23 protein-coding genes and 1 pseudogene are annotated in these 21,477 nt (G+C 71.4%); 8 read left to right on the plus strand and 16 right to left on the minus strand.

Annotation, left to right across the window (positions count from 1 at the left end):
* Nucleotides 1-18: 18 nt before the first annotated feature.
* The 6 genes from I6J71_RS38690 to I6J71_RS38715 all read right to left on the minus strand — a co-directional run bounded on the left by I6J71_RS38690 (nt 19) and on the right by I6J71_RS38715 (nt 5,419).
* A complete protein-coding gene (locus tag I6J71_RS38690; RefSeq protein ID WP_204091386.1) occupies nt 19-1,332 on the minus strand; it encodes an ABC transporter substrate-binding protein in 1,314 nt (437 codons plus the stop codon).
* A 317-nt stretch (nt 1,333-1,649) separates the two neighbouring features.
* On the minus strand, nt 1,650-2,171 hold the full coding sequence (locus I6J71_RS38695) for a general stress protein (RefSeq protein ID WP_204097450.1): 522 nt from the start codon (nt 2,169-2,171) through the stop codon (nt 1,650-1,652).
* 120 nt (nt 2,172-2,291) lie between these two features.
* Nucleotides 2,292-2,444, minus strand: a complete 153-nt coding sequence (locus I6J71_RS51400; protein ID WP_370542247.1) for an alpha/beta fold hydrolase — start codon at nt 2,442-2,444, stop codon at nt 2,292-2,294.
* Nucleotides 2,384-3,169, minus strand: a complete 786-nt coding sequence (locus I6J71_RS38700; protein ID WP_239154157.1) for an alpha/beta fold hydrolase — start codon at nt 3,167-3,169, stop codon at nt 2,384-2,386. The genes I6J71_RS51400 and I6J71_RS38700 overlap by 61 nt, the downstream gene beginning before the upstream one ends.
* Nucleotides 3,170-3,227: 58 nt before the next feature.
* Nucleotides 3,228-4,172 carry an RNA polymerase sigma factor gene (locus I6J71_RS49400; RefSeq protein WP_239154158.1) on the minus strand — a complete coding sequence of 315 codons (945 nt, stop codon included), beginning with the start codon at nt 4,170-4,172 and terminating at the stop codon, nt 3,228-3,230.
* 50 nt (nt 4,173-4,222) lie between these two features.
* The gene (locus I6J71_RS38715) at nt 4,223-5,419 is read right to left on the minus strand and encodes an acyl-CoA dehydrogenase family protein (RefSeq protein ID WP_204091387.1); all 1,197 of its coding nucleotides are present in this window, start codon (nt 5,417-5,419) and stop codon (nt 4,223-4,225) included.
* Nucleotides 5,420-5,556: 137 nt separating this feature from the next.
* On the opposite strand from I6J71_RS38715, the gene I6J71_RS38720 reads away from it, so the two are divergent.
* Nucleotides 5,557-5,865, plus strand: coding sequence for a DUF4190 domain-containing protein (locus I6J71_RS38720; RefSeq protein ID WP_204091388.1), 309 nt, complete (start codon nt 5,557-5,559; stop codon nt 5,863-5,865).
* 43 nt (nt 5,866-5,908) lie between these two features.
* Nucleotides 5,909-6,754 carry a DUF4190 domain-containing protein gene (locus I6J71_RS50215; RefSeq protein WP_204091389.1) on the plus strand — a complete coding sequence of 282 codons (846 nt, stop codon included), beginning with the start codon at nt 5,909-5,911 and terminating at the stop codon, nt 6,752-6,754.
* Here I6J71_RS50215 and I6J71_RS38730 read toward each other — a convergent pair.
* From I6J71_RS38730 to I6J71_RS38735, 3 genes and pseudogenes are all read right to left on the minus strand, one after another.
* Nucleotides 6,732-7,127, minus strand: coding sequence for a hypothetical protein (locus I6J71_RS38730; protein WP_239154159.1), 396 nt, complete (start codon nt 7,125-7,127; stop codon nt 6,732-6,734). The two genes, I6J71_RS50215 and I6J71_RS38730, sit on opposite strands and share 23 nt — an antisense overlap.
* 48 nt (nt 7,128-7,175) lie before the next feature.
* Nucleotides 7,176-7,226, minus strand: a pseudogene (locus tag I6J71_RS51405) (hypothetical protein); the annotation flags it as partial.
* A gap of 154 nt (nt 7,227-7,380) precedes the next feature.
* Nucleotides 7,381-8,295: a slipin family protein gene (locus I6J71_RS38735; RefSeq protein ID WP_204091390.1), complete on the minus strand. Its 915-nt coding sequence runs from the start codon at nt 8,293-8,295 to the stop codon at nt 7,381-7,383.
* A gap of 94 nt (nt 8,296-8,389) precedes the next feature.
* On the opposite strand from I6J71_RS38735, the gene I6J71_RS38740 reads away from it, so the two are divergent.
* The 4 genes from I6J71_RS38740 to I6J71_RS38755 all read left to right on the plus strand — a co-directional run bounded on the left by I6J71_RS38740 (nt 8,390) and on the right by I6J71_RS38755 (nt 12,345).
* Complete coding sequence (locus tag I6J71_RS38740; protein WP_204091391.1) at nt 8,390-9,289, plus strand: aminoglycoside phosphotransferase family protein; 900 nt, start codon at nt 8,390-8,392, stop codon at nt 9,287-9,289.
* Between the two features lie 72 nt (nt 9,290-9,361).
* Nucleotides 9,362-10,672: a magnesium transporter MgtE N-terminal domain-containing protein gene (locus tag I6J71_RS38745; RefSeq protein WP_204091392.1), complete on the plus strand. Its 1,311-nt coding sequence runs from the start codon at nt 9,362-9,364 to the stop codon at nt 10,670-10,672.
* Complete coding sequence (locus tag I6J71_RS38750) at nt 10,665-11,189, plus strand: DUF1003 domain-containing protein (protein ID WP_204091393.1); 525 nt, start codon at nt 10,665-10,667, stop codon at nt 11,187-11,189. Before I6J71_RS38745 ends, I6J71_RS38750 begins: the two co-directional genes overlap by 8 nt.
* Before the next feature lie 10 nt (nt 11,190-11,199).
* Nucleotides 11,200-12,345 carry an Mrp/NBP35 family ATP-binding protein gene (locus I6J71_RS38755; RefSeq protein ID WP_204091394.1) on the plus strand — a complete coding sequence of 382 codons (1,146 nt, stop codon included), beginning with the start codon at nt 11,200-11,202 and terminating at the stop codon, nt 12,343-12,345.
* 57 nt (nt 12,346-12,402) lie between these two features.
* Here I6J71_RS38755 and I6J71_RS38760 read toward each other — a convergent pair whose 3' ends face one another.
* From I6J71_RS38760 to sigE, 5 genes are all read right to left on the minus strand, one after another.
* Nucleotides 12,403-12,894, minus strand: a complete 492-nt coding sequence (locus I6J71_RS38760) for a hypothetical protein (protein WP_204091395.1) — start codon at nt 12,892-12,894, stop codon at nt 12,403-12,405.
* 182 nt (nt 12,895-13,076) lie between these two features.
* Complete coding sequence (gene tatB, locus I6J71_RS38765) at nt 13,077-13,499, minus strand: Sec-independent protein translocase protein TatB (RefSeq protein WP_204091396.1); 423 nt, start codon at nt 13,497-13,499, stop codon at nt 13,077-13,079.
* 195 nt (nt 13,500-13,694) lie between these two features.
* Nucleotides 13,695-15,218, minus strand: a complete 1,524-nt coding sequence (locus I6J71_RS38770) for a S1C family serine protease (RefSeq protein ID WP_204091397.1) — start codon at nt 15,216-15,218, stop codon at nt 13,695-13,697.
* A gap of 156 nt (nt 15,219-15,374) precedes the next feature.
* Complete coding sequence (locus tag I6J71_RS38775; protein WP_239154160.1) at nt 15,375-16,067, minus strand: anti-sigma factor; 693 nt, start codon at nt 16,065-16,067, stop codon at nt 15,375-15,377.
* The gene (sigE, locus tag I6J71_RS38780) at nt 16,064-16,678 is read right to left on the minus strand and encodes an RNA polymerase sigma factor SigE (RefSeq protein ID WP_204091398.1); all 615 of its coding nucleotides are present in this window, start codon (nt 16,676-16,678) and stop codon (nt 16,064-16,066) included. Before sigE ends, I6J71_RS38775 begins: the two co-directional genes overlap by 4 nt.
* A gap of 192 nt (nt 16,679-16,870) precedes the next feature.
* Between sigE and I6J71_RS38785 the strand changes: the two genes are divergently transcribed.
* Nucleotides 16,871-17,524 (plus strand): O-methyltransferase, encoded by a 654-nt coding sequence (locus I6J71_RS38785; RefSeq protein WP_204091399.1) that lies wholly within the window; start codon nt 16,871-16,873, stop codon nt 17,522-17,524.
* 28 nt (nt 17,525-17,552) lie between these two features.
* On the opposite strand, the gene I6J71_RS38790 is transcribed toward I6J71_RS38785, so the two are convergent.
* Complete coding sequence (locus tag I6J71_RS38790) at nt 17,553-18,740, minus strand: MFS transporter (RefSeq protein ID WP_239154161.1); 1,188 nt, start codon at nt 18,738-18,740, stop codon at nt 17,553-17,555.
* A gap of 79 nt (nt 18,741-18,819) precedes the next feature.
* Here I6J71_RS38790 and I6J71_RS38795 point away from each other — a divergent pair, with 79 nt between their 5' ends.
* Nucleotides 18,820-19,710, plus strand: a complete 891-nt coding sequence (locus tag I6J71_RS38795; RefSeq protein WP_370542248.1) for a LysR family transcriptional regulator — start codon at nt 18,820-18,822, stop codon at nt 19,708-19,710.
* 288 nt (nt 19,711-19,998) lie between these two features.
* On the opposite strand, the gene I6J71_RS38800 is transcribed toward I6J71_RS38795, so the two are convergent.
* Nucleotides 19,999-21,423, minus strand: coding sequence for a M17 family metallopeptidase (locus I6J71_RS38800; protein ID WP_204091401.1), 1,425 nt, complete (start codon nt 21,421-21,423; stop codon nt 19,999-20,001).
* Between the last annotated feature and the right edge of the window lie 54 nt (nt 21,424-21,477).

A 21,477-nucleotide genomic window follows, 5' to 3' on the forward strand; every position in this document is an offset into this window, starting at 1 on the left:
CCGAGGGGTTCTGCACGGTCACGGGATCACTCCCTTCGACTGGAGCGCGTCATTGAGCTGGTCCCGCAGCGTTTGCGCGGTCTGCTGCGGGTCGATCTCCGACGGCGGCGACAGGACCTTGGAGATCACCGTGGACGCGTTCTGGTACGCCGGCGAAAGCGGCCGCACGGCGGCGGTCTTCAGCGCGTCGAGGATGGTGTCGCGCATCGGGTACTTGATGGCCATGTTCGGGTTGTCGTTCGACGCCGGCTTCGACGGGTCGAGCGGCACGTCGTCGTGGTACACCGACTCGATGGTCGGCGGCACGCCGTCGTTGATGGCCGAGAACTTCTGGTTTTCCGCGCTGCGCAAGCACAACGCCGCTTCGAAGGCCTCGGGCTTGTGCTGCGAGTACGTGCTCACCGCGAGGTCGTAACCGCCGATGGTGGTCTTCGCGGGCATCCCCGCCTTGGCCTCCGGGTAGACCGCCCACTTGAAGTGCGACAGGTCCTGCGGCTTCTCCTCGGCGTAGGAGGCGTAGACGAACGGCCAGTTCAGCTGGAACGCGGCGGCACCACGCTGGAACGCCTGGCGGACGTCGTCCTCCTTCTGGTTGGTCAGCGACGGGTCGGTGATGCCCGCCGACGTGACCTGCTTGAGCAGGTGCAGCGCCTGCACCGCGCCGGCGTCCATCACCACGGACTTGCCGTCGTCGGAGAGGATGTGGCCGCCGAGCGATTCGACCAGCGTGTTGTAGAAGACGACCAGGCCTTCGTACTGGGCGCCGGTGAACACGATGGCGTAGGGCTTCTTCTGCTGTTTGAGCTGCTGCGACATCTGCATCATCTCATCCCACGTCTTCGGCGGGTTCGGGGTGATGCGATCGTCGTACCAGAGCAGCTGCACGTTGGTGTTCTTCGGTGCGGCGTAAAGCTTCCCGTTGTAGGTGGCCGTCTCGAGCGGGCCCTGCAGCACGCCGGCCGAGGCCGCGGCCTTGTTCTGCCCGGTCCACTCCTCGGCCCAGCCGGCCTCGGCGAACTCCGGCACCCACGTCACGTCGAGCCCGAGGACGTCCATCGAGGTGTCGCCCGCGGCGAGGCGGCGCGCCATCTGGATTCGCTGATCGTCGGCACCGCGCTGGAGTTTGTTGTAGACGATTTCGTAGCGCCCGTTCGCCGCTTTGTTGCAGTTGTCGACAACGGTCTGGAAATTGTCCTCGGGCGCGTAGTAGACGTTGATCTTCATCCCGGAGTCCGTGCCGCACGCGGCGAGCAGACCCGTGGTCACCAATCCCGCCGCCAGCAGCGCGCCCGTCCGGGCGGGCGAGCGACCCCGTAGCCTCTTCTTCCCCATCGAACAAAAGCCTCCTCACCCGCGTGCACGCCGGTACCGTGAGGCCCCCAGGCATCACGGCGCGATGAGGCGAGTTCGCGCCAGCACCTCGACGTGCCAGTGCTCGGCCGGGCGCGCCGCAGGACGCGTCCGCCCGACTGGTGTCGGACAACCTATGCCGGGCGATCACACCCCGCAAGCATTATCGGTAACGATTAAGGCCCGTGCAGCGCGAAACGCCGGAATAAACGGGGTGAAGGGGTGCTGCCATTCGGGTGAACTGGCACGAATTCGGGGCGCGCGCGACCGCAATTCGGCCGACAAGGGACCCCCGCCGGTCAGGCCGTGGCGGGCGGCGGCTTCAACGCGAGTTTCGAAAGGAGTTCACGGCCCTGCTCGGCCGTGCGCGGTTGGCACAGCACGTCGTAGCGGCCCGCCACCAGCTGGCTCGCGGACGAGAAGTCGCGCCGGCCACGGGACATGCGGTACCCGATCGCGGAGAACAGCAAACCCGAAAGGACACCCAGCACGAGCCCGGTGAGCAGTTGCAGCGCGAAGCCCTGGTTCACGAACAGTCCCAGCAACAGCCCGGCGAACAACCCGAACCACGCCCCGGACATCGCACCGGCGCCCAGGACGCGGCTCCACGTGAGCCTGCCGATCACGCGCTCCACGAGCATCAGATCGACGCCCACGATCGTCACGTCGGTGACCGCGAAGGCATTCTCCGCGAGGAAGTCCACGGCCCGCTGCGCCTCTTCGTAGGTGCCGTACGACCCGATCGGCCAGCCCGTGGGCGGCGTCGGCAGCCGCGGCGGCCCCGCCGGGCGCCCGCCACCAAAAGGACTGCTCACCATCATCACCTGCACACTCGTCCGGTCCGAGGGGTCCATCTTGTCAAGAACCGGCGAACCGTGCGAACCGCGTACTGGTGAATGCTGTTCACTGCCGGTGGCGGGCGCGGCCAGGCCGCCGGTCGGTCAGACGTCCAGTCCCTTCGCGAACTCCACGACGGCGCCGGCGAAGGCCGCCGGTTCCTCCAAGTGGCCGAAGTGGCCGCTGCGCTCGAAGATCACCAGCCGCGAGCCGGCGATGCCGTCGTGCAGGGCCTCGACCCAGTGGACACCGCAGATGACGTCGTAGCGGCCGACGAGGACGAGGGCCGGCACGGAGATGGTGGCCAGCACCGGGCGGTCGTCGAAGAGTTCCGGGACGCCGGAGGCGGCGTTGCCCGAGATGTAGACGCCGCGGACCTGGTGCTGGAGCGGGCCGAACTCGGCGACGCGGCCGCGGAAGTCCGCGAAGTACGCGGGCAGGATGCCCCGGACGGCACTGGTGACGTCCTCATCCGACGAAGCGAGCCGAGGGATTCGAAGGCCGCGAGCACGGCAGGCAGCCCGGGGTCGCCTTCGCAGCGGCGGACGTACTCCTGCAGCTGCCGCGCGAGCTCGGCGCCGTGCTCCGGGCCGACGACCGGAGCGCTGTCGTAGAGCACGATGCCGGAGATGCGGCCGGGGTGGGTCAGTGCGAGGCGCTGCGCCACGAACCCACCGTGCGAGTGGCCGAGGAACAGCGGCTTCTCGAGCCCGAGGTGGTCGAGCAGCGCGAGCACGGCCCGCACGTACCGGTCGCGCGTGTAGCCGTCCGGGTGCGTCGCGAGCCGGCTGGAGCCGCCGGTGCCGATGGGCTCGACGTACACGACCGTGAGGTGCTCCTCGACGGCCGGCATCCGCAGGTAGTCCCACAGGATGCCGGGGCCGCCGGAGTGGGCCACGCACACCGGGCCGGTGCCGTGGACGTGATAGCGCTGCACGACGCCGTCGAGTTCGACGGTGTGGGTGCCGGGGGTCAGGATCACGGGTGGTTCCTCTCGGGGGAAGGCATGAGAACACCCGCACGATGCGCACCGGCCGCGGTTAGTTCGCCGGGCCTGCCGTGACGGTGGCCACAGGCGCGTGGTGCAGCCGCAGTTCTGTCACGCGCCCCTGGTCGCGCGTCATCAACCACGCGACGCCGGGCGGGCAGTGCGCCGGGTCGTCGGCCGGGTTGATCAGGTCCATTTCCCACACGACGACGTCGCGGCCGGCCAGCACGTGCACGGGCCGCTGGCGCACCCCCGCCGCCAGGTCGCCCTCCATGCCGCGCAGCAGGAAGTCGTGGCCGGCGCCCGTCACGCCCGACGCGGTCAGCACCACGTCGTCGGACCACCGGTCGGCGAGAACCTTCGCGAAGTCGCCGCGTTCGGCCGACGCCAGGGTGTCGAGCGCGTCGAGCCGGCTGGCGGCGGTGAGCGCCCCGGCGTCCGCGTGGGCCGAGGCGGCCGTGGCGCGCAGGGCCTCGGCGAGCTGGGCGCGGCCCTGGCTGAGCCGGCTGCGCACGGTGCCCACCGGGATCCCGCACGCCCGCGCGATCGCCTCGTACGACGTGACGCCCAGCGAGAAGTGCCGCAGCAGCACCACGAGCCGCACGGACGGCGACAGGAGGTCGATTGCCTGCCACACCCAATCGCGCAAGGCGTGGTCGTCCAGGAGCTGCTCGGGTGTCGCGAGCGCCGACGCGGTGAGGTCCCAGCCGTCGGCCACGGGAATGTCGCGTGTGGACCGGAGACGGGCCCGGCACGCGTTGCGCACCACCATCTTCAGCCACGCGCCGACCGCCTCTGGGTCGCGGATGTCGCTGATCCGCCGCACCGCCACGACGGCCGCGTCCTGCACGGCGTCGTCGGCGTCGGGCTGGTAGCCGAGGATCGCCAGCGCCACGGCGCGCATCCCCGCTTCGTGGCGCGCGAGCAGCACGCCGAGCGCTGTGCCGTCGCCGGACTGCGCGGCGCGCGTCAGCTCGGCGTCGGAAAGCTCGCTCACCCGTCCAGAGTACGAGTGGCTCCCGGACGCACCCACGTGAATGCGACCACTCAGGACTTCGCCTTGTATTCGCGCAGGAGCCCGCGGCTGATGATCGTCTTCTGGATCTCGCTCGTGCCCTCCCCGATCAGCAGGAACGGCGCCTCCCGCATCAGCCGCTCGATCTCGAACTCCTTCGAGTAGCCGTAACCACCGTGGATGCGGAACGCGTCCTGCGTGACCTCCGCGCAGTACTCCGACGCGAGCAGCTTCGCCATGCCCGCCCCGACGTCGTTGCGGGTTCCGGAATCCTTGAGCCGGGCCGCGTTGACCATCATCAGGTGCGCCGCCTCGACCTTGGTCGCCATCTCCGCCAGCTTGAACGCGATCGCCTGGTGCTCGGCGATCGGCTTGCCGAACGTCCGGCGCTGCTGCGCGTACTCGATCGCCAGCTCGAAAGCGCGGATCGCGATGCCGCACGCCCGCGCCGCCACGTTCACCCGCCCGACCTCGACACCGTCCATCATGTACGCGAACCCCGCGCCGGGGGTGCCACCGAGGACCGTGCCGGCGCCGATCCGGAACCCGTCGAACACCGCCTCCGTGGTGTCGACGCCCTTGTACCCCATCTTCTCCAGCTTCGCCGGGATCGTCAGGCCGGGCAGCACCTCGCCGTAGCCCTCCGGCTTCTCCACGAGGAACGTCGTCAGGTTCCGATGCGCCTTCTCCGCGCCTTCATCGGTCTTGACCAGGAGCGCGATCAGGTTCGACGTGCCGCCGTTCGTGAGCCACATCTTCGCGCCATCGATCACGTAGCCGTCGCCGTCGCGGCGGGCGCGGGTCTTGATCGCGGCGACGTCCGAGCCCAGATCCGGTTCCGACATCGAAAACGCGCCCCGCACCTCCCCCGTGGCCATTCGCGGCAGGAAGTGCTGCTTCTGCTCGGGTGTGCCGTGCCGGGCGATCATGTGCGCCACGATGAAGTGCGTGTTGATCACCCCCGACACGCTCATCCACCCGCGGGCGATCTCCTCCACCACCAGCGCGTACGTCAGCAGCGACTCGCCCAGCCCGCCGTACTCCTCGGGAATGGTGAGCCCGAACAGGCCCAGCTCCTTCATCCCCTCGACGATCTCCGCCGGGTAAGTGTCCGCGTGCTCCAGTGCCTGCGCGTGCGGGATGATCTCCCGGTCCACGAAAGAACGCACCGTCGACAGGATCTCGGACTGTACGTCGGTCAAGCCGGCGGTCTGGGCGAGGCGGGCCATCGGAGCTCCCTTCCGCGGGTGTTACCGGGGAGTATTCACGGCTGAGCGGGTGCGCGCCTATGAGGGTGCTCACGAATGCGCCGCGTTTCCCCCGTTAAAGTGCGGATCCGGACAACCCGTGGTGGGGAAGGAGCGTGATGAGCGAGGGTTACGAGCACCCGTCGTTCGAGCACCAGCCGTACCCGCCGCAAGGACCGCCGCCCGGCGCGGGCCTCGCGATCGGCTCGCTGGTGTGCTCGATCGCGGGCCTGATCGTGTGCGCGCCCGCCGCGATCGCCGGGATCGTGATGGGCCACATCGCCTACCACCGTTCGCGCCACGGCCGTGCGACGGGCGGTGCGGTGGCGATCGCCGGGTTCGTGATCGGGTACCTCGCACTGGTGGTGTGGGGTATCACGATCCCGCTCGTGGTCCACGAACTCGCCCGCCTCGGCGCGTTCGACTGAGCAGGCGCGCGGTGCACAACCGCCAGAACCGAGGGGGAATCCCATGACCAACCCGTCCGGGCCGCAGGACCGGCCTGCCGACAGCACCGGCGGCACGGCGGGCTACGAACCGCCCGCCACCGCCGAACCCACGGCCGACGAGCCCCCGGCCACGGCCGACCCCACGCCCTACGACCCGCTGCTGACCGACGCGACGGCCTTCAGCTCGCCCGAGGCGGCGACCGAGCCGGGCTCGATCAGCACCACCGGCGGGTCAGGCGACCAGGCCGGGCCGGGTGGTCACACCACTGCGGCGGGCGGCGGATTCGCCGCACCCGGCGGCTCCCCCGGCTTCGCCGCGCCCGGCGCGTCCCCGGACTCCGGCGGTTTCGCCGCGCCCGGCGGTTTCGCCGCGCCCGGCAGCCAGCCGTCCGGTGAGTTCGCGGCGAGCGCGTACCAGCCGCCGGCCTACCCGGGGCAGCCGTACCCGGGCCCGACCGCCTCGTACCCCGGTGCCCCCGGTGTGCTGGGTGTTCCGGCGGCTTCCGGCACCCCCGGAATCCCCGGAGTCCCCGGAGTCCCCGGAGTCCCCGCGCCGATGCCGTACGGCCAGCCGTACCCGCAGGCCCCCTACGGCCGGCCCTACGCCGCCTACGGGCCCAACCAGCAGGCGAGCGGCCTGGCCATCGGCGCGCTGGTCTGCTCGCTCCTGGGCCTGCTGACGTGCCTGATCGCGATCCCCGGCATCGTCATGGGGCACATCGCGCTGGCCAAGGCCAACCGCGGCGAGGCGGGCGGCCGCGGCATCGCGCTGTCGGCCGTGGTGATCGGGTACGTGATCGTCGCGCTGTACGTCGGGTTCTTCGTGACGATCGTCGTCCTCGGGGTCAACGGCTACCTCGACAACTGATCAGCTGATCAGCGCCCACGCGCAGCCCCTCGACGAGCAGGTCGAGCATGCGGGACGCGCGCGTGCGCCAGTCGGACGTCGGGTCGATGCGCCAGAGGAACTCGGTGATGAGCAGGACGTCGTCGGGGTCGAGGCCGGGGCGGACGGTTCCGGCCGCTTCGTTCGCCTCCAGCAGCAGGCGCAACGCGCCGATCACCGGCTCGTGGGTCTCCGCGGCGAGCCCCTCATGGGTCGTGGTCGCCGTGTACAGCGCTTCGCCCAGGCCGGCCTTCGTCATGCCGTGGTGGGCGAGGTTGTCCAGCCACTCGCGCAGCGCGGCGAGCGGCGGCCGCGACGCGAGCAGGCGCTCAGCGGCGGCCGCGACCTGCCGCACCTCGTAGCGGTAGACCTCCAGAACCAGCGCGTCGCGGTTCGGGAAGTGCCGATACAGCGTGCCCGCGCCGACGCCCGCACGTTTGGCGATCGAGTTCAGCTACGCCCCGGGCGATTCCGTGAACGCCGCCACGGCCACGGCCAGGATGCGCTCGCGGTTGCGCACCGCGTCCGCGCGTCCCGCCCGTCACCAAGGAGCCCCGGAACCCCGGTAACCGGCAACCGGAGAACGCTCCGATTGCATTCGCGACGGCTCACTCGGCGAGCGCGTCCCCTTCCCGGCGCGGCTGCGGCGGACCGGCGTGGCCGTTGCCCCCGGGTTCGCCCAGCAACGGCGCCGGCGGCCCCTCGACCAGTGACTCGGAAGGCAAGTCGGACGCCGGCTCGTCGGCTGGTTCGTCAGCGGACCGCTCGGCCCGCTTCGTGTTCGCGTCGAGGAACCGCAGCAGCTCGACCGGGAACGGCAGCACCAGCGTCGAGTTCTTCTCCGCCGACACCTGCACCACCGTCTCCAGCAGGCGCAGCTGCAACGCACCCGGGTGGTCGCTCATCGCCGCCGCGGCCTGCGCGAGCTTGTTCGACGCCTGCAGCTCACCGTCGGCCGAGATCACGCGGGCGCGGCGCTCGCGCTCGGCTTCGGCCTGGCGCGACATCGAGCGCTTCATCGACTCCGGCAGTGCCACGTCCTTGATCTCGACGCGGTCGATGTGGATGCCCCAGTCGATCGCGGGGCTGTCGATCATGATCTCGAGGCCCTGGTTGAGCCGTTCCCGGTTCGACAGCAGGTCGTCGAGGTCGCTCTTGCCGATGATGGACCGCAACGACGTCTGCGCCACCTGCCCGACGGCCGCGCGGTAGTCCTGCACGTTGATCGCCGCCCGCACCGGGTCGACCACGTTGAAGTAGACGACCGCGTCGACCCGCACCGTCACGTTGTCCCGCGTGATGCCGTCCTGACCCGGCACCGGCATGGTGACGATCTGCATGTTCACCTTGTGCATGCGGTCGGCTCCGGGCACCAGCAGCGTCAGCCCCGGTCCGCGCACCTCGGGCCGCACCCGGCCGAAGCGGAACACCAGACCTCGTTCGAACTGCTTCACGACGCGCACGCCCGACGCGAGCCAGACCCCGCCCACGATGACCACAGCACTCAGAATTTCCGCGATCATGGCCGCTCCCAGGATCGAAAACCCCTGGTTATTCACTGTACGCGCGCCTCGCGCCAGGCGAAATGCGCTCGACGGGCCTGCCACGATGGGGATCATGGCCAGACTCGTCGTGCCCGAGCCGTTCGCCACTCGCGCGCCCCGGGTGCTCGGCCCGGAATGCCTGCCGTGGCTGGCGGCGGTGCCCGGCCTCGCCGACCGGTTCGCGCACGAGTGGGACCTCACGCTCGAAGGCCCGGCGTGGCACGGGCTCGTCGGCGTCGCGCAGCCCGTGCGCCGAGCCGACGGCACCCCGGCTGTGCTCAAACTCGGCTGGCAGGACGAGGAAACGCGCGACGAGCCACTCGCACTGTCCACATGGGCCGGTCGCGGGGCGGTGCTGCTGCTGGAGTCGGCACCGGACGAGGGCGTGCTGCTGCTGGAGCGCCTGGACCACACGCGGACGCTGCCGGGCGAGCCGGTGCTCGAGGCTGTCGGCGTCATGAGCGACCTCGCCCGGAGGCTGGCGGTGCCCGCTCCCCCGCAGTTGTCGCGCACGCTGCCGGGTGAAGCCGAACGGCTGCTGGAGGCGCTGCCGAAGAGCTGGCACGACCTCGGCGGCCCGTTCCCGCGCCGGGAACTCGACGCGGCGCTGGAGGTCTGCCGCGACCTCGGCCCGGGCGCCGGGGGACTGCTCGTGAACGAAGACCTGCACTACGAAAACGTGCTCGCCGGCCGGCGTGAACCGTGGCTCGTGATCGACCCGAAACCCCTCGCCGGCGACCTCGAGTACGGCGTGTTCTCCTTGCTGTGGAACCGGTTCGGTGAGTCCACAGTGGAGGACAAGCTCGCGGCCGCCGGATTCGACGCGGACCGCGCGCGGGCGTGGACGCTCGTGCGCGCCGTGCAGAACCGGTTGTGGTTCGAAGCGGATCTCGCCGGCTACGCCGAGCTCGGCGACGAACAGCCCGCCCGCGAGGCTCTGCCCGCTTTGGTCGCCTGGGCCGTGGCATCCTGACTGAGAGAACGCTGGCAAGACACGGATCCGCGGCACGGGCGCCGAGGCCCGCCAGCCGATAGTGTCAGCCCCATGGCTGGCGTGAACAGGGTTTTCGTGGCTCGGCTGGCGGGCCTGCCGGTGTTCGGGCCCGACGGCGAGTCGATCGGCAAGGTCCGCGACGTGGTCGCGGGCTTGCGGCTCGACGCGCAGGCGCCCCGCATCCTCGGCCTCGTGGTCGAGCTCGCGACGCGGCGGCGCGTGTTCGTCCCCATGCTGCGCGTCACCTCCATCGAACCCACGGCCGTGACGCTCGCCACCGGTTCGGTCAACATGCGTCACTTCACGCAGCGTCCGAACGAGGTCCTCGTGTGCGGGCAGTTGCTCGACGCGCACGCGACGCTCATGGGCACCGACAAGCGCGTGACGGTCGTCGACGCCGCCATGGAGCTCACCCGCACCCGCGACTGGGTGCTGGCGAAGCTCGCCATCCGCGAGCGCTCCACGCGCCTGGCCCTCGGCCGCCGGCGCACGCCCATGCAGGTGCTGCCGTGGGACGAGGTGGCCGGGCTCGGCCTCACCGACCTCGCCGGGCGGGAACCCCAAGGCGCGGGCAGGCTGCTGATGCTGTTCGACACGATGCGCGCCGTCGACATCGCGGCCACCGTGCGCGACCTGCCGCTCAAGCGCCGCCACGAGGTGGCCGACGCGATGGACGACGAGCGCCTCGCCGACGTGCTCGAAGAACTGCCCGACGACGACCAGAAGGAGCTGCTCGCGTACCTGTCGGAGGAGCGCGCGGCCGACATCCTCGAGGCGATGAACCCCGACGACGCCGCCGACCTGCTGGCCGAGCTCGCGCCCGCCGACCAGCACCGGCTGCTGGCCCTGATGGAGCCCGAGGAGTCAGCTCCGGTCAGGCGGCTGCTCGCGTACTCGTCGGACACCGCGGGCGGCCTGATGACACCGGAACCGGTGGTCCTGACACCCGACGCGACCGTGGCCGAGGCCCTCGCGCACATCCGCAACGCCGACCTGCCCGCCGCGCTCGCGAGCATGGTGTTCGTCTGCCGGCCGCCGACGGCGACGCCGACCGGCCGGTTCGTGGGCGTCGTGCACTTCCAGCGCCTGCTGCGCGAGCCGCCCGCCGAGCTGATCGGCGGCGTCGTGGACACCGACCTCACTGCACTGCGCCCCGCAGCGTCGCTGGCGGAGGTCACGCGCTACTTCGCCGCGTACAACCTGGCGTGCGGCCCCGTGGTCGACGCCGGGGAGCACCTGCTGGGCGCCGTCACCGTCGACGACGTCCTCGACCACCTGCTGCCCGACGACTGGCGCGAGACCGGCCTGCACGACGTGGCCGACGGCGCCGACGTCCACCCCGAGGAGGCCGGACGTGCCTGAGCTCACCAGCGGTCGCCGGCTCGACCAGCCGCGCGGCCAGAACCGGTTCCGGCTGAACATCGACCCGGACACCTTCGGCCGCTTCACCGAGCGCGTCGCGCGCTTCCTGGGCACTGGGAAGTACCTGTTCTGGCAGACGCTGATCGTCATCGTCTGGATCGCGCTGAACCTCGCGGCGACGACGCTGCGCTGGGACCCGTACCCGTTCATCCTGCTCAACCTGGCCTTCTCGACGCAGGCCGCGTACGCGGCGCCGCTGATCCTGCTCGCGCAGAATCGCCAGGACGACCGCGACCGCGTCTCGCTGGAAGAGGACCGCACGCGGGCCGCGCAGACCAAGGCGGACACCGAGTACCTGGCGCGCGAACTGGCGGCGCTGCGGCTCGCGATCGGCGAGGTCGCGACGCGCGACTACTTGCGCAGCGAGCTCGACCGGCTGCGCGAGGACCTGGCCGGAAGCGGCAAGGCGCGCAAGGTGAAGCAGGCGGCGAAATCGGACGTGCCCACCGGTACGTAACATGGGATGCGTGACGAGTACACAGCAGCTCCCCAGCGTCGAGGACGTCCGCACAGCGCTGAAGGACGTGTACGACCCCGAGATCAAAAAGCCGATCACCGACCTCGGCATGGTGAAGGACGTCGCGGTCGGTGAAGACGCGGTGGTCACCGTCGGCATCTACCTCACGGTCGCGGGCTGTCCGCTCAAGGCGACGCTGACCGAGGACACCACGAAGGCCGTGAAGAAGCTCCCCGGTGTCGCCGACGTGCGGGTCGAGCTCGACGTGATGAGCGACGAGCAGCGCACCGAGCTGCGCAAGTCGCTGCGCGGCGACGCGGCCGAGCCGGTGATCCCGTTCGCGCAGCCCGGGTCCATGACGCGCGTGTACTGCGTGGCGTCGGGCAAGGGCGGGGTCGGCAAGTCGTCGGTGACGGTGAACCTGGCCGTGGCGATGGCCGAACGCGGTCTGTCGGTGGGGGTCGTCGACGCGGACATCTACGGGCACTCGATCCCGCGCATGCTGGGCGCGCGCGAGAAGCCGACCAAGGTCGAGACGATGATCATGCCGCCGCAGGCCCACGGCGTGAAGGTGATCTCCATCGGCATGTTCACGCCGGGCAACGCCCCGGTCGTCTGGCGCGGCCCGATGCTGCACCGCGCGCTGCAGCAGTTCCTCGCCGACGTGTTCTGGGGCGACCTGGACATCCTGCTGCTGGACCTGCCGCCGGGCACCGGCGACATCGCCATCTCGGTGGCGCAGCTGGTCCCGAACGCGGAGATCCTCGTGGTCACCACGCCGCAGCAGGCCGCCGCCGAGGTGGCCGAGCGCGCTGGCGCCATCGCGCTGCAGACGCGCCAGCGCGTGGCCGGCGTCATCGAGAACATGTCGTGGCTCGAGACGCCTTCGGGCGAGCGCATGGAGATCTTCGGCTCCGGCGGCGGCCAGACCGTGGCCGACTCGCTGTCGAAGTCCGTGGGCTCTGCCGTTCCCCTGCTGGGCCAGGTGCCGCTCGACCCGCGGCTGCGGGAACAGGGCGACGAAGGCACCCCGCTCGTCCTGGCCGAGCCGGAGGCCCCGGCGTCGAAGGTGCTCAAGGAAGCGGCGCAGAAGCTCACGGTCCGCGCCCGCGGCCTGGCGGGCATGATGCTGAACGTCAGCCCCGCCGGTCGCTGACCCGGACGCGACCCGGGCCGGGCGGGAACTCCCCGCCCGGCCCGTTTCACGAGGTCCCTACGCGGCGTGCACCGTCACCAGGAGCGTGCCGGCGGTGCCCAGCGTGACCTTGGTGTCACCGGCCTTCGCGACCGTCCAGGCGACGTCCTGGGGGGCGCCCGGGCCGACGTCGGAGGAGGCGTTGGCCATGTCCTGGACGTCGATGGTCTCCTGTTTGTCCGACGTGACGCGGACCTTGACGCGGTCACCGACCTGGACGTCGACGACACCGGCGGGCGGGGTGACCTTGCCGGCGCTGTAGTCGACCGTCACGAGGACGTCGACGTCGGCCTCACCGGTCTGGGCGCCGCGCTTGACGTTGGCCTGGTCACCGGCCGGCGGGGCGCTCGAAGACGGCAGCACCGACGGACCGCCGATCGTCACGGGCGCGGGCACCGAGGTGAACGTGGCCGGAGGCGCGGTGCTCGGCTCGTCGTCGGCGGTGCAGCCGGCGGCGAACAGCGCCGCCGCGGCGATCGTTCCGGCCAGCGCACCCGCACGGCGTGACATGAGAGACCTCCTGGGTCGTTATGGGCGGTTTGCCCGAGGTTACCCAGCAAGATCACTCGTACACACCACGGGCCCGCCACAGCAAACTCGCCGGGCCACCGCGGTGCAACTCGGCACGCGCCTCCCGGGCCAACCGCCGGTGCACGTCACACCCGGACGGGCAACAAGCGGACGGAACCGGCTCAGGTGGCGTCCGGGTCCACCGGCGGGCGCTCGCCCGGCTTCAGCGGATCGGCCTGGGGCGTCACACTTTGCGGCTTGACGCCGTTGGATCCGTTGGAGCCGTTCGTCCCGTTCGAACCGTTCGACGAGAACCCGTTGAGCCCCAACGGATCCGAGTCGCCGTCGAACAGGTGCTGGGTCACCACGCGCTTGGGGTCGAAGTTGCGCAGTCCACGAAGGTCCTCCAGTGGCTTGCGGAGCTGGTCGAACTCCGGACCCATCTCCTCGCGCAGCTGGTCCCGGGCGCCGTTGGCGAACTCCCGGACCTTGCGCACGCTCTTCGCAAGCCACGACGCCGCTTCCGGAAGCCGTTCCGGACCGAGGATGAAGAGACCGGCGACGATGAGCACGAGGATCTCGCCCCAGCCGATACTGTCGAACACCCGTGGACCTCCGCTCGTGCTTCCCCGGTCAGACTACCCGGGCCGCCCCGTGTCCCGGCAGGCCCGAACGCGGAAGCGGGGCTCCTGCGCCATTCGTTCCCCCACCGGCCACAGTCACGGCGGAAACCGTTAGCGCAACGCTGGCCTCCAGTTGGTGTGCGCCTCCTTGTGGCCGCCTCGGGAAGGCCGGTGCCGTCAGTCGGCGCCGAGGGTCACGTCGACCACGAGCAACGCGCCGTCGCGGGCGAGCTGCACGGGCACGACTTCACCGACGTTGTGGTTGCGCACGGCCACGGTCAGCTCCGCGGAATCGCGCACGAGTTGGTCGCCGACCTTCGTGATCACGTCGCCCTCCTTGATCCCGGCCGCGGCGGCGGGACCTCCTGGTTCGACGTTCTTCACCTGCGCGCCCATCGTGGTCGAGCCCGCGACAGTGGTGGAGGCGTTGATGCCGATGTCGGCGTGGGCCACCTTGCCGTCTTTGATCAGCGCCTTCGCGATCTTCATCGCGTAGTCGCTCGGGATGGCGAAGCCGATGCCGATGCTGCCCCCGTCGGCGCTCGACGAGCGGATGGACGAGTTGATGCCCACCAAGGCACCCGTGGAGTCGACGAGCGCGCCGCCGGAGTTGCCGTGGTTGATCGCGGCGTCGGTCTGGATGGCCGCGTACGTCACGGGCGGCTGGCCGCTGTCGCCGCCGGCGGTGATGGGCCGGTTGAGGGCGCTGACGATGCCCGACGTCACGGAGTTCTGCAGCGCCAGCGGCGAACCGACGGCGATCACGGCGTCGCCCACCTGCAGGTCCGACGACTTGCCGATCTGCATCACCACGGGGTTGGTCACGTTGACCTTCACCACGGCGAGGTCGGTCTTCTGGTCGGAGCCGACGATCTTGGCCTCGGTTCGCGTGCCGTCGTTGAAGATCGCGGTGACCTTCACGGTCGGGTCGGCGACGGCGGTCGTGACCACGTGCTCGTTGGTGAGGATGTAGCCCTGCGGGTCGATCATCACGCCGGAGCCCTGCTCACCGGAGTCCGCGCCCGGCTTGAACACCTCCAGCGACACGACCGCGGGTGACACGCGCCGCGCGATGTCCGCGATCGAGCCCGGTGGGCGCTCCTTCGCCGCTTCGGCTTCGGAGATCGTGGCGCTGCCGGTGAGCGCCGAACCGGTGTCGGCGATCCACCAGCCCACGAGCCCGCCGACCGCGCCCACGAGCAGCGCGACGACGCCGAGCAGCGCCAGTGCCCGCGGCTTCACGCGACGGCCGAACAGGACCTCCGGCAGGCTCAGCAGTGCGCCCGACGGCCGGTCACCCGGCTTGTCCTCGTCCTCGGCCGCCACGGCCGGGCCGGCCAGCACCGCGCCGGCGGTGGGGTCGCGCCACGGGTCGCGCGGGTCCGTCCACAGGGGATCCTCGCGCGGGGGCGGCTCACCGGTCGCTTCGCGCGGCCGCTCCAGCACGACGTCCTCGGCACCCGGCGGACGGCGGAAGGCCTCCGCGAGCGATTCGGGCGTCGGCGGCGCGAGTTCGAGGTTGCGGCTGCCGTTGGGTGCCGGGGTGTAGAGCTTGTCGAACGCGCCCTCGACGCCGCTCGGCCGGCCGAACACCGCTTCCTGCGCCGGATCCACCGCCGGGCGGTCGAGCGGCCGGGGACCCAGCCGGTCGTCGCCCGCGGCGGGGGGCTGTGCGGAGTTCGCGTTCGGCTGCTCGGTCATCATTCCCCGGGGCTGAGATCAGGTGGCTGGGCGTGACGATACCCAAGCCTCGACGTCCGAGTGTGCCCAGACGACGGTGAAATGGCTGTTGCCCACCGCGTTCGGGCGTCAACCGAACCGCACCACGGCCTCCCTCTCGCGCCGTGGTGCGGTGGCTCAGCGGGCCGGTGCCGGCGACAGGCGCTCGTCGTCGACCGGCGTGACGGCCGGCCTCGTCGGCTCGGTGGGCGACGTGGACACGGTCGGCTCCGATCGCGGCACGGCCATCTGCGCGGGCAGCAGGTTCGCGTTGGGCTGCGGGACGTTGCCGGAGTCGCCGGCGCCCTCGCCGTTGTCGGCCGACGTGCCGACCAGGGCCAGCGCGCTCAGCACCAGCCCGGACACGACCACGCCGGCGCCCTGGGCCGCGCGCTTACGGGTGAGGGTGAAGCGGCCGCCGCCGAGCACGTGGGGCGAGTGCCCGAGCGGCGTGGACGATCCCAACGGCGGCGGACCTCCGAGCACTCCCGCCTCGCGCAGGCCGGCCACGCGGTCCGGGCGCTGGATGGCGACGAGCTGGCCGTCGGCCGTCACGGCCAGGTTGTCCGGGGCGCCCGGCAGGTCGGTGTGGTCCGGGATCGAGCGCAGGCTGGCCAGGAAACCGTCGGACATCGACGGCGCGCCCGCGTGGCGGACGGCCTCGACGGCTTGCCGCTGGGCGGACACCTCGGCCGCGCACATCCCGCAGCGGGCCAGGTGCGCCGTCGCGCGGTCGTGCGCGCCCGGCGAAAGCTCGCCGTCGACGAGTGCGACCACGACATCCGGCAACAAGTGCGACTCGGAAAGGCCCCAACCTCGCGCAGCGGTCATACCGACACCTTCGCAGTCTCGTCGCGCAGCGCCCGGCGCCGCTCGAGCGAAGCCCGCAAGGCCTGGCGGCCGCGGTGGATGCGGCTGCGGACGGTGCCGAGCTTGACACCGAGCGTCGCGCCGATCTCCTCGTAGGACAAGCCTTCGACGTCGCACAGAACCACGGCGGCCCGGAACTCCGGCGGCAGCTCGTCGAGCGCCGCCTGCAGGTCGGGGTCGAGGTGGGTGTCGCTGTAGACCTGCTCGGGGCTCGGGTCGTCGCCGACGATGCGGTCGGTGTCCTCCGGCAGCCCTTCCATGCGCACGCGCGAACGGCGGCGCGCCATGTCGAGGAACAGGTTCGTGGTGATGCGGTGCAGCCAGCCCTCGAAGGTGCCCGGCTTGTACGACGCGAGCGAGCGGAAGACGCGGATGAACGTCTCCTGCGTGAGGTCCTCGGCGTCGTGGGTGTTACCGGTCAGGCGGTAGGCCAGCCGGTAGACGCGGTCGGCGTGCTCGCGCACGACCTCGTCCCAGGACGGCGGCGTCCAAGCCGCTTCGCCCGAGTCCACGGTGACCGGCTCCGGCTCGGTCGTGTCGGCGTTCTGCATCAGGGGAGCAGGCACCTCCATCAGCGTGTCTCCTCTTCTGCTTCGGCCAACGCTACTCGGGAGCACGGTGTTCCCGTGCGCTCGAGACCCAAGTCTGTCCGGCCTCCTTATGGTTCTGGTGAGACGCGTCTGAGAACAGGCTGAGAAGTTATTTCGGCGGGCTTACCAGGGAGCCTTCGCGGTTTTGTCGACACCCAACGCTAACCTTCGCGCGTGAGTTCCGGGACGCATGCGGCCTCGGCGGCCGAGCCGGTCGGCGCGGAGTACGTCGACGGGTACCTTCCCGACGACGAAGTACTGGCCGCGGCGCGGGCGCGCGCGGCCGATCTGGGCTGCCACCCGCTGGCCGCGGGAGCGGGCGCGACCTTGCGTTTCCTCGCCGCGACGCTGGGCGCGCGGGCCGTGGTCGAGGTCGGTACGGGCGTCGGCGTGAGCGGGCTGCACCTGCTGCGCGGGATGGCCCCCGACGGCGTGCTGACGTCGATCGACCTCGAGCCCGAGTACCAGCGGGCGGCCCGCAAGACGTTCCTCGAGGCCGGCATCCCGCCGGGGCGCACGCGGCTCATCGTCGGCCGTGCGCTCGACGTGCTGCCACGGCTCACGCCCGGCGGCTACGACCTGGTGTTCATCGACGCGACCCGCATCGAGTTCCCCAGCTACTACGAGAAGGGGGTCTCGCTGCTGCGCCGCGGCGGCATCATCGCCTTCCACAACGTGCTGGCCGGCGGCCGGGTCGCCGACCCCTCGCGCCGTGATCCCGAAACGCTGGCCCTGCGGGAGGTCGCGCGGGCCATGCGGGAGGACGAACGCCTGGTCCCGGCCCTGCTGCCGGTGGGCGGCGGGCTGCTGGTCGCGGCGGTCGGCTGATCGCCTTGCCCGTGGTCGTGCCCCGCGGTCAGGAGTGCGCCAGCTCGCGCGGGCGCGCCCGGACCGCGGTGCCGGCCCCGACGGCGACCGCGGCGAGCGTGAGCCACACCGCCACGGCGACGATCAGCCAGGCCCAGCCCGCCGTGCCGTAGATGACCGCGCCGACGGCGCCGCCGATGCTGCTGCCGAGGTAGTAGAGCAGCGTGTAGAGACCGCCGGTCTGACCGCGCGCGTTCTCGGGCGCCTCGGCGGCGGCCCAGCTGTTCGCGATGGCGTGGGTGGCGAAGAACGAACAGGTCAGGAGCACGAAACCCAGGGCGAACAGGAGCACGGAGTCCGGGATCGTCAGCGCTCCCCCGACGGCCATGGCCAGCAGCGCGCCGAGGATCGCCCTCCGGCGGCCGACGCGGGCGCACAGGCGGCTGGCCAGCGCCGAGGAGACGGAGCCCAGCGCGTAGGCGAGGAACACCAGCGACGCGAGGGCTTCGGACAGGTGCAGCTCCCCGGTGAGCCGGAAGCCCGCGGCGTTGTAGAGCGCGACGAACGAGCCCATGGCCAGCAGTGCGACCGCGTACTGGGCGAGCAACACGGGCTTGCGCACGGCGTGGAGCACGCCGACGCAGACGTCGCGCACGTGCTGTCGCGGTTCCTCCGCCGCCCGGTGGCTCGGCGGCAGGGTGACGACCGTGACGATCGCGCAGACCAGCGAGATCCCGGCGACCACGTACAGGGCGCCCCGCCAGCCGAACGGACCGGCGGTGAAGCCCGTCGCGAGCCGGCCGGTCATGCCGCCGATGGAGTTGCCGGCGATCATCGCCCCCACCGCGGCCGCGACGCCGACCTTGCCGAGCCGTTCGACCAGGTAGGCGGTGGCCACGCCCGGGAAGCCCGCGATCGCGACGCCCTGGATCGCGCGCAGCACCAGCATCAGGGAGTACGAGGGGATCAACGGCAGCAGGAGCCCCAGCACGGCCGACACGATGACCGACGTCAGGATCACCGCCCGGCGCCCGACCACTTCCGACAGCGCCGCGATGGGGAGCACGGAGATCGCCAGCGCACCCGTCGCCACGCTCACCGCCAGCGACGCGCCACCCGGGTCGAGGTGGTACTGCTGCGCCAGCTGCGGCAGCACGGCCTGCGGCGCGTAGAGCAGCGCGAACGAGGTGAAGCCGGCCGCCGTGACGGCGACCTTCACACGAGCGGTGGTGGTCACGTACGCCGAAGCTAAGGAACGCTAACCAATACGTCCAATACGGTAGTGCGCGATAATCCATACCGTGCCGTATGAAACTCTGACTTCCCAGCTCGCGCCCCACCTGCAGCTCCTGGCGACGCTGCGGAGCACGAGGAACGTCACACGCACAGCCGAGCTGCTCGGGGTGCCGCAGCCCACAGTCAGCCGGAGGCTCGCGGCGCTGAGTGAGTCGCTGGGGGCGCCGCTGACGGTGCCGGACGGCCGGGGGATCCGGCTGACGCGGGCAGCCGAGTTGCTGGCCGAGGCAGCGGAGCGCGCGCTGATCGCGGTGGACGCCGGCGCGCGGCTCGCGCGGGAAGAGATCGAACCGGACAGCGGGCGGGTGGTGCTGGGGTTCCTGCACCTGCTGGGGCGGTCACTGGTGCCGGCGCTGCTGCGCGACTACCGGGCGGTCGCGCCGAGGGCGCGATTCACGCTGGTGCAGGGATCACGGCAGGAGATGGTGGACCGGCTGGCCGAAGGGCAGCTGGATCTGGCGTTGCTCGCGCCGGTGCCGGACGAGCCCGGGTTCGAGACGGCGGTGCTGGCGAGGCAGCCGATCTTGCTGTCAGTGCCGGCTGGGCACCGGCTGGCCGGCCGGCACGGGGTGCGGATGGAGGAGCTGGCCGGGGAGGAATTCGTGTTGCTGGAGCCCGGGTACGGGTTGCGGCGGATCACGGACGAGTTGTGTGCGGCGGCGGGGTTCGAGCCGAGGATCGCGTTCGAGGGGCAGGAATCGGACACGGTGCGGGGGTTGGTGGCGGCTGGGTTGGGGGTGGCGTTGTTGCCGCATTTCGAGCCGGGGGCGCCGGCTGGGGTGGCGGAGGTGCCGATTGTGCCGCCGGTGGGCAGGACGATCGGGTTGGCTTGGCGGAGGGGGGAGCCGGTGTCGAGGAGTGTGGGGGAGTTTCGGGAGTTTGTGCTGGGGAGGAGTTCGGGGAGGGTGTGAGGGGTTTCGGGTTGGGGGTTTTGGGTTGGGGCCTGGTGTTGTGGTTGGGATGTGGGCCCTCGCGGGGGCGCGTTGGGGGGCGTTGGGGGATGCGGGCCCTCGCGGGGCGTATGCACCCCGAAGCGCGAGTGTGACTACGGGGCTTCGGATCGAGGTGCCGGGCGGGGACTGGGTGCAGGACTATCTGCGTGGTTGGGCGGCGGTTTCGTAGCGCGGTGCGTCGCCTTGGGTGGGTGGTCGTTCGGGAGCCGGGTTGCCTGGCTCGTCGGGTTGGGCTGGGGGGTGTGGTCAGGTGGTGAAGGAGGCGGCTAGTTCGACCAGGGTGCGGGCGGCGAAGCCGGAGGCGCCGGGGACGATGTCGTCGTAGGTTTTGTCGGCGCGGGCGGGGCCGGCGATGTCCAGGTGGGCCCACGGGAGGCCGGCGGTGAACTCGCGGAGGAACAGCGCGGCCATGATGCCGCCGGGGCCGCCGGGGGCCTGGCGGACGTCGCCGAGTTCGCCTTCGACGCCGGTGGCGTAGTCGTCGACCAGCGGCATGCGCCACCAGGCTTCCCCGACGCGCGCGCCGGCTTCGAGGACGCGGGTGGCGAGGGCGTCGTCGGTGGCGAAGAGTCCGCCGGTGCGCAGGCCGAGGGAGACCTTCATGGCGCCGGTCAGGGTGGCGGCGTCGACGACGAAGTCCGGCTTGTGCTTTTCGATACCGTAGGCCAGCGCGTCGGCCATGACCATGCGGCCCTCGGCGTCCGTGTTGCCGACTTCGGTGGTGCGGCCGCCGTAGTGGCGCACGATGTCGCCCCGGCGGTACGAACCACCCGAGACGTGGTTCTCGGCCGCGGGCACCAGCGCGCTGACGCGCACCGGCAGCTTCAACGCGGCGATCGCGCGCACCGCGGAGATCACGGCCGCGCCGCCCGCCATGTCGGTGCGCATGAGGTGCATGCCATCGGCCGGCTTGATCGAGAGGCCGCCCGTGTCGAACGTGATGCCCTTGCCCACGAACAGCACGTGGGTCTTCGCGCCGCGCGGACGGTACTCCAGTTCGATCAGCCGCGGCGGCGACACCGAGCCGCCGCCCACGGCGAGCACGCCGCCGAACCCGTTGTCGGCGAGCCACTTCTCGTCCCGCACGGTCACGGTCACCGCGGCCGAGCCGACGACCTTCGCCGCGGTGTTCGCGAGCCACGCCGGGTTCTTGACGTTCGAGGGCGTGTTGGCCAGATCGCGCGTCAGCGCCGCGGCGGCGGCCAGCTCACGCACGCGCGCGACCTCGTCCGCGTACGCCGGCACCGCCCGCCCGTGCCCGGTCACCAGCCGCACGGTCTGCAGCGCCGGCTTCGGGTCCTCTGTGGTCACCAGGAACCGGTAGCCGCCCAGGAACAGGCCCATCGCCAGCTCGCCGACCTGCGCCGCGGTGACGTCTTCGGGCAGCTCGACCTGCACGGCCTTCGCCGGCTCGTCCACAGAGGTCACTGCCCGCGCCACGGCCGCGCCCGCCCGCCGGAACTCGCGCGGCTCCCCGTCGCCGATCCCGGCGACCCAGCCGCCGGCCGGCACCTGCTGCACGTCGCCGGCCTTGCCGGTCGGCTTCACGCCGCCCAGCTCCAGCTCGGCCGACTTCAGCGTGAGCACCACGTGCGGCGCCGCGCGCCGGAACGATTCGGCGACCTCGATCTCGGGCAGTTTCGTCGGAACAGGCGGTAGCGAGTTACGCACAGTGAGCAACCTTCGGGCGCAGATGAACCGCGACCCCGGCCTCCAGCAGGAGAC

Source organism: Amycolatopsis sp. FDAARGOS 1241 (assembly GCF_016889705.1).
Lineage (GTDB): Bacteria > Actinomycetota > Actinomycetes > Mycobacteriales > Pseudonocardiaceae > Amycolatopsis.

Excerpts from the sequence above, each read along its gene's own strand:
- I6J71_RS38690 (WP_204091386.1), bottom strand. The coding sequence starts at position 1,332 with ATGGGGAAGAAGAGGCTACGGGGTCGCTCGCCCGCCCGGACGGGCGCG.
- I6J71_RS38695 (WP_204097450.1), bottom strand. The coding sequence starts at position 2,171 with ATGATGGTGAGCAGTCCTTTTGGTGGCGGGCGCCCGGCGGGGCCGCCG.
- I6J71_RS38715 (WP_204091387.1), bottom strand. The coding sequence starts at position 5,419 with ATGGCCCGCCTCGCCCAGACCGCCGGCTTGACCGACGTACAGTCCGAG.
- I6J71_RS38720 (WP_204091388.1), top strand. The coding sequence starts at position 5,557 with ATGAGCGAGGGTTACGAGCACCCGTCGTTCGAGCACCAGCCGTACCCG.
- I6J71_RS50215 (WP_204091389.1), top strand. The coding sequence starts at position 5,909 with ATGACCAACCCGTCCGGGCCGCAGGACCGGCCTGCCGACAGCACCGGC.
- I6J71_RS38735 (WP_204091390.1), bottom strand. The coding sequence starts at position 8,295 with ATGATCGCGGAAATTCTGAGTGCTGTGGTCATCGTGGGCGGGGTCTGG.
- I6J71_RS38740 (WP_204091391.1), top strand. The coding sequence starts at position 8,390 with ATGGCCAGACTCGTCGTGCCCGAGCCGTTCGCCACTCGCGCGCCCCGG.
- I6J71_RS38745 (WP_204091392.1), top strand. The coding sequence starts at position 9,362 with ATGGCTGGCGTGAACAGGGTTTTCGTGGCTCGGCTGGCGGGCCTGCCG.
- I6J71_RS38760 (WP_204091395.1), bottom strand. The coding sequence starts at position 12,894 with ATGTCACGCCGTGCGGGTGCGCTGGCCGGAACGATCGCCGCGGCGGCG.
- I6J71_RS38770 (WP_204091397.1), bottom strand. The coding sequence starts at position 15,218 with ATGACCGAGCAGCCGAACGCGAACTCCGCACAGCCCCCCGCCGCGGGC.
- I6J71_RS38775 (WP_239154160.1), bottom strand. The coding sequence starts at position 16,067 with ATGACCGCTGCGCGAGGTTGGGGCCTTTCCGAGTCGCACTTGTTGCCG.
- sigE (WP_204091398.1), bottom strand. The coding sequence starts at position 16,678 with ATGGAGGTGCCTGCTCCCCTGATGCAGAACGCCGACACGACCGAGCCG.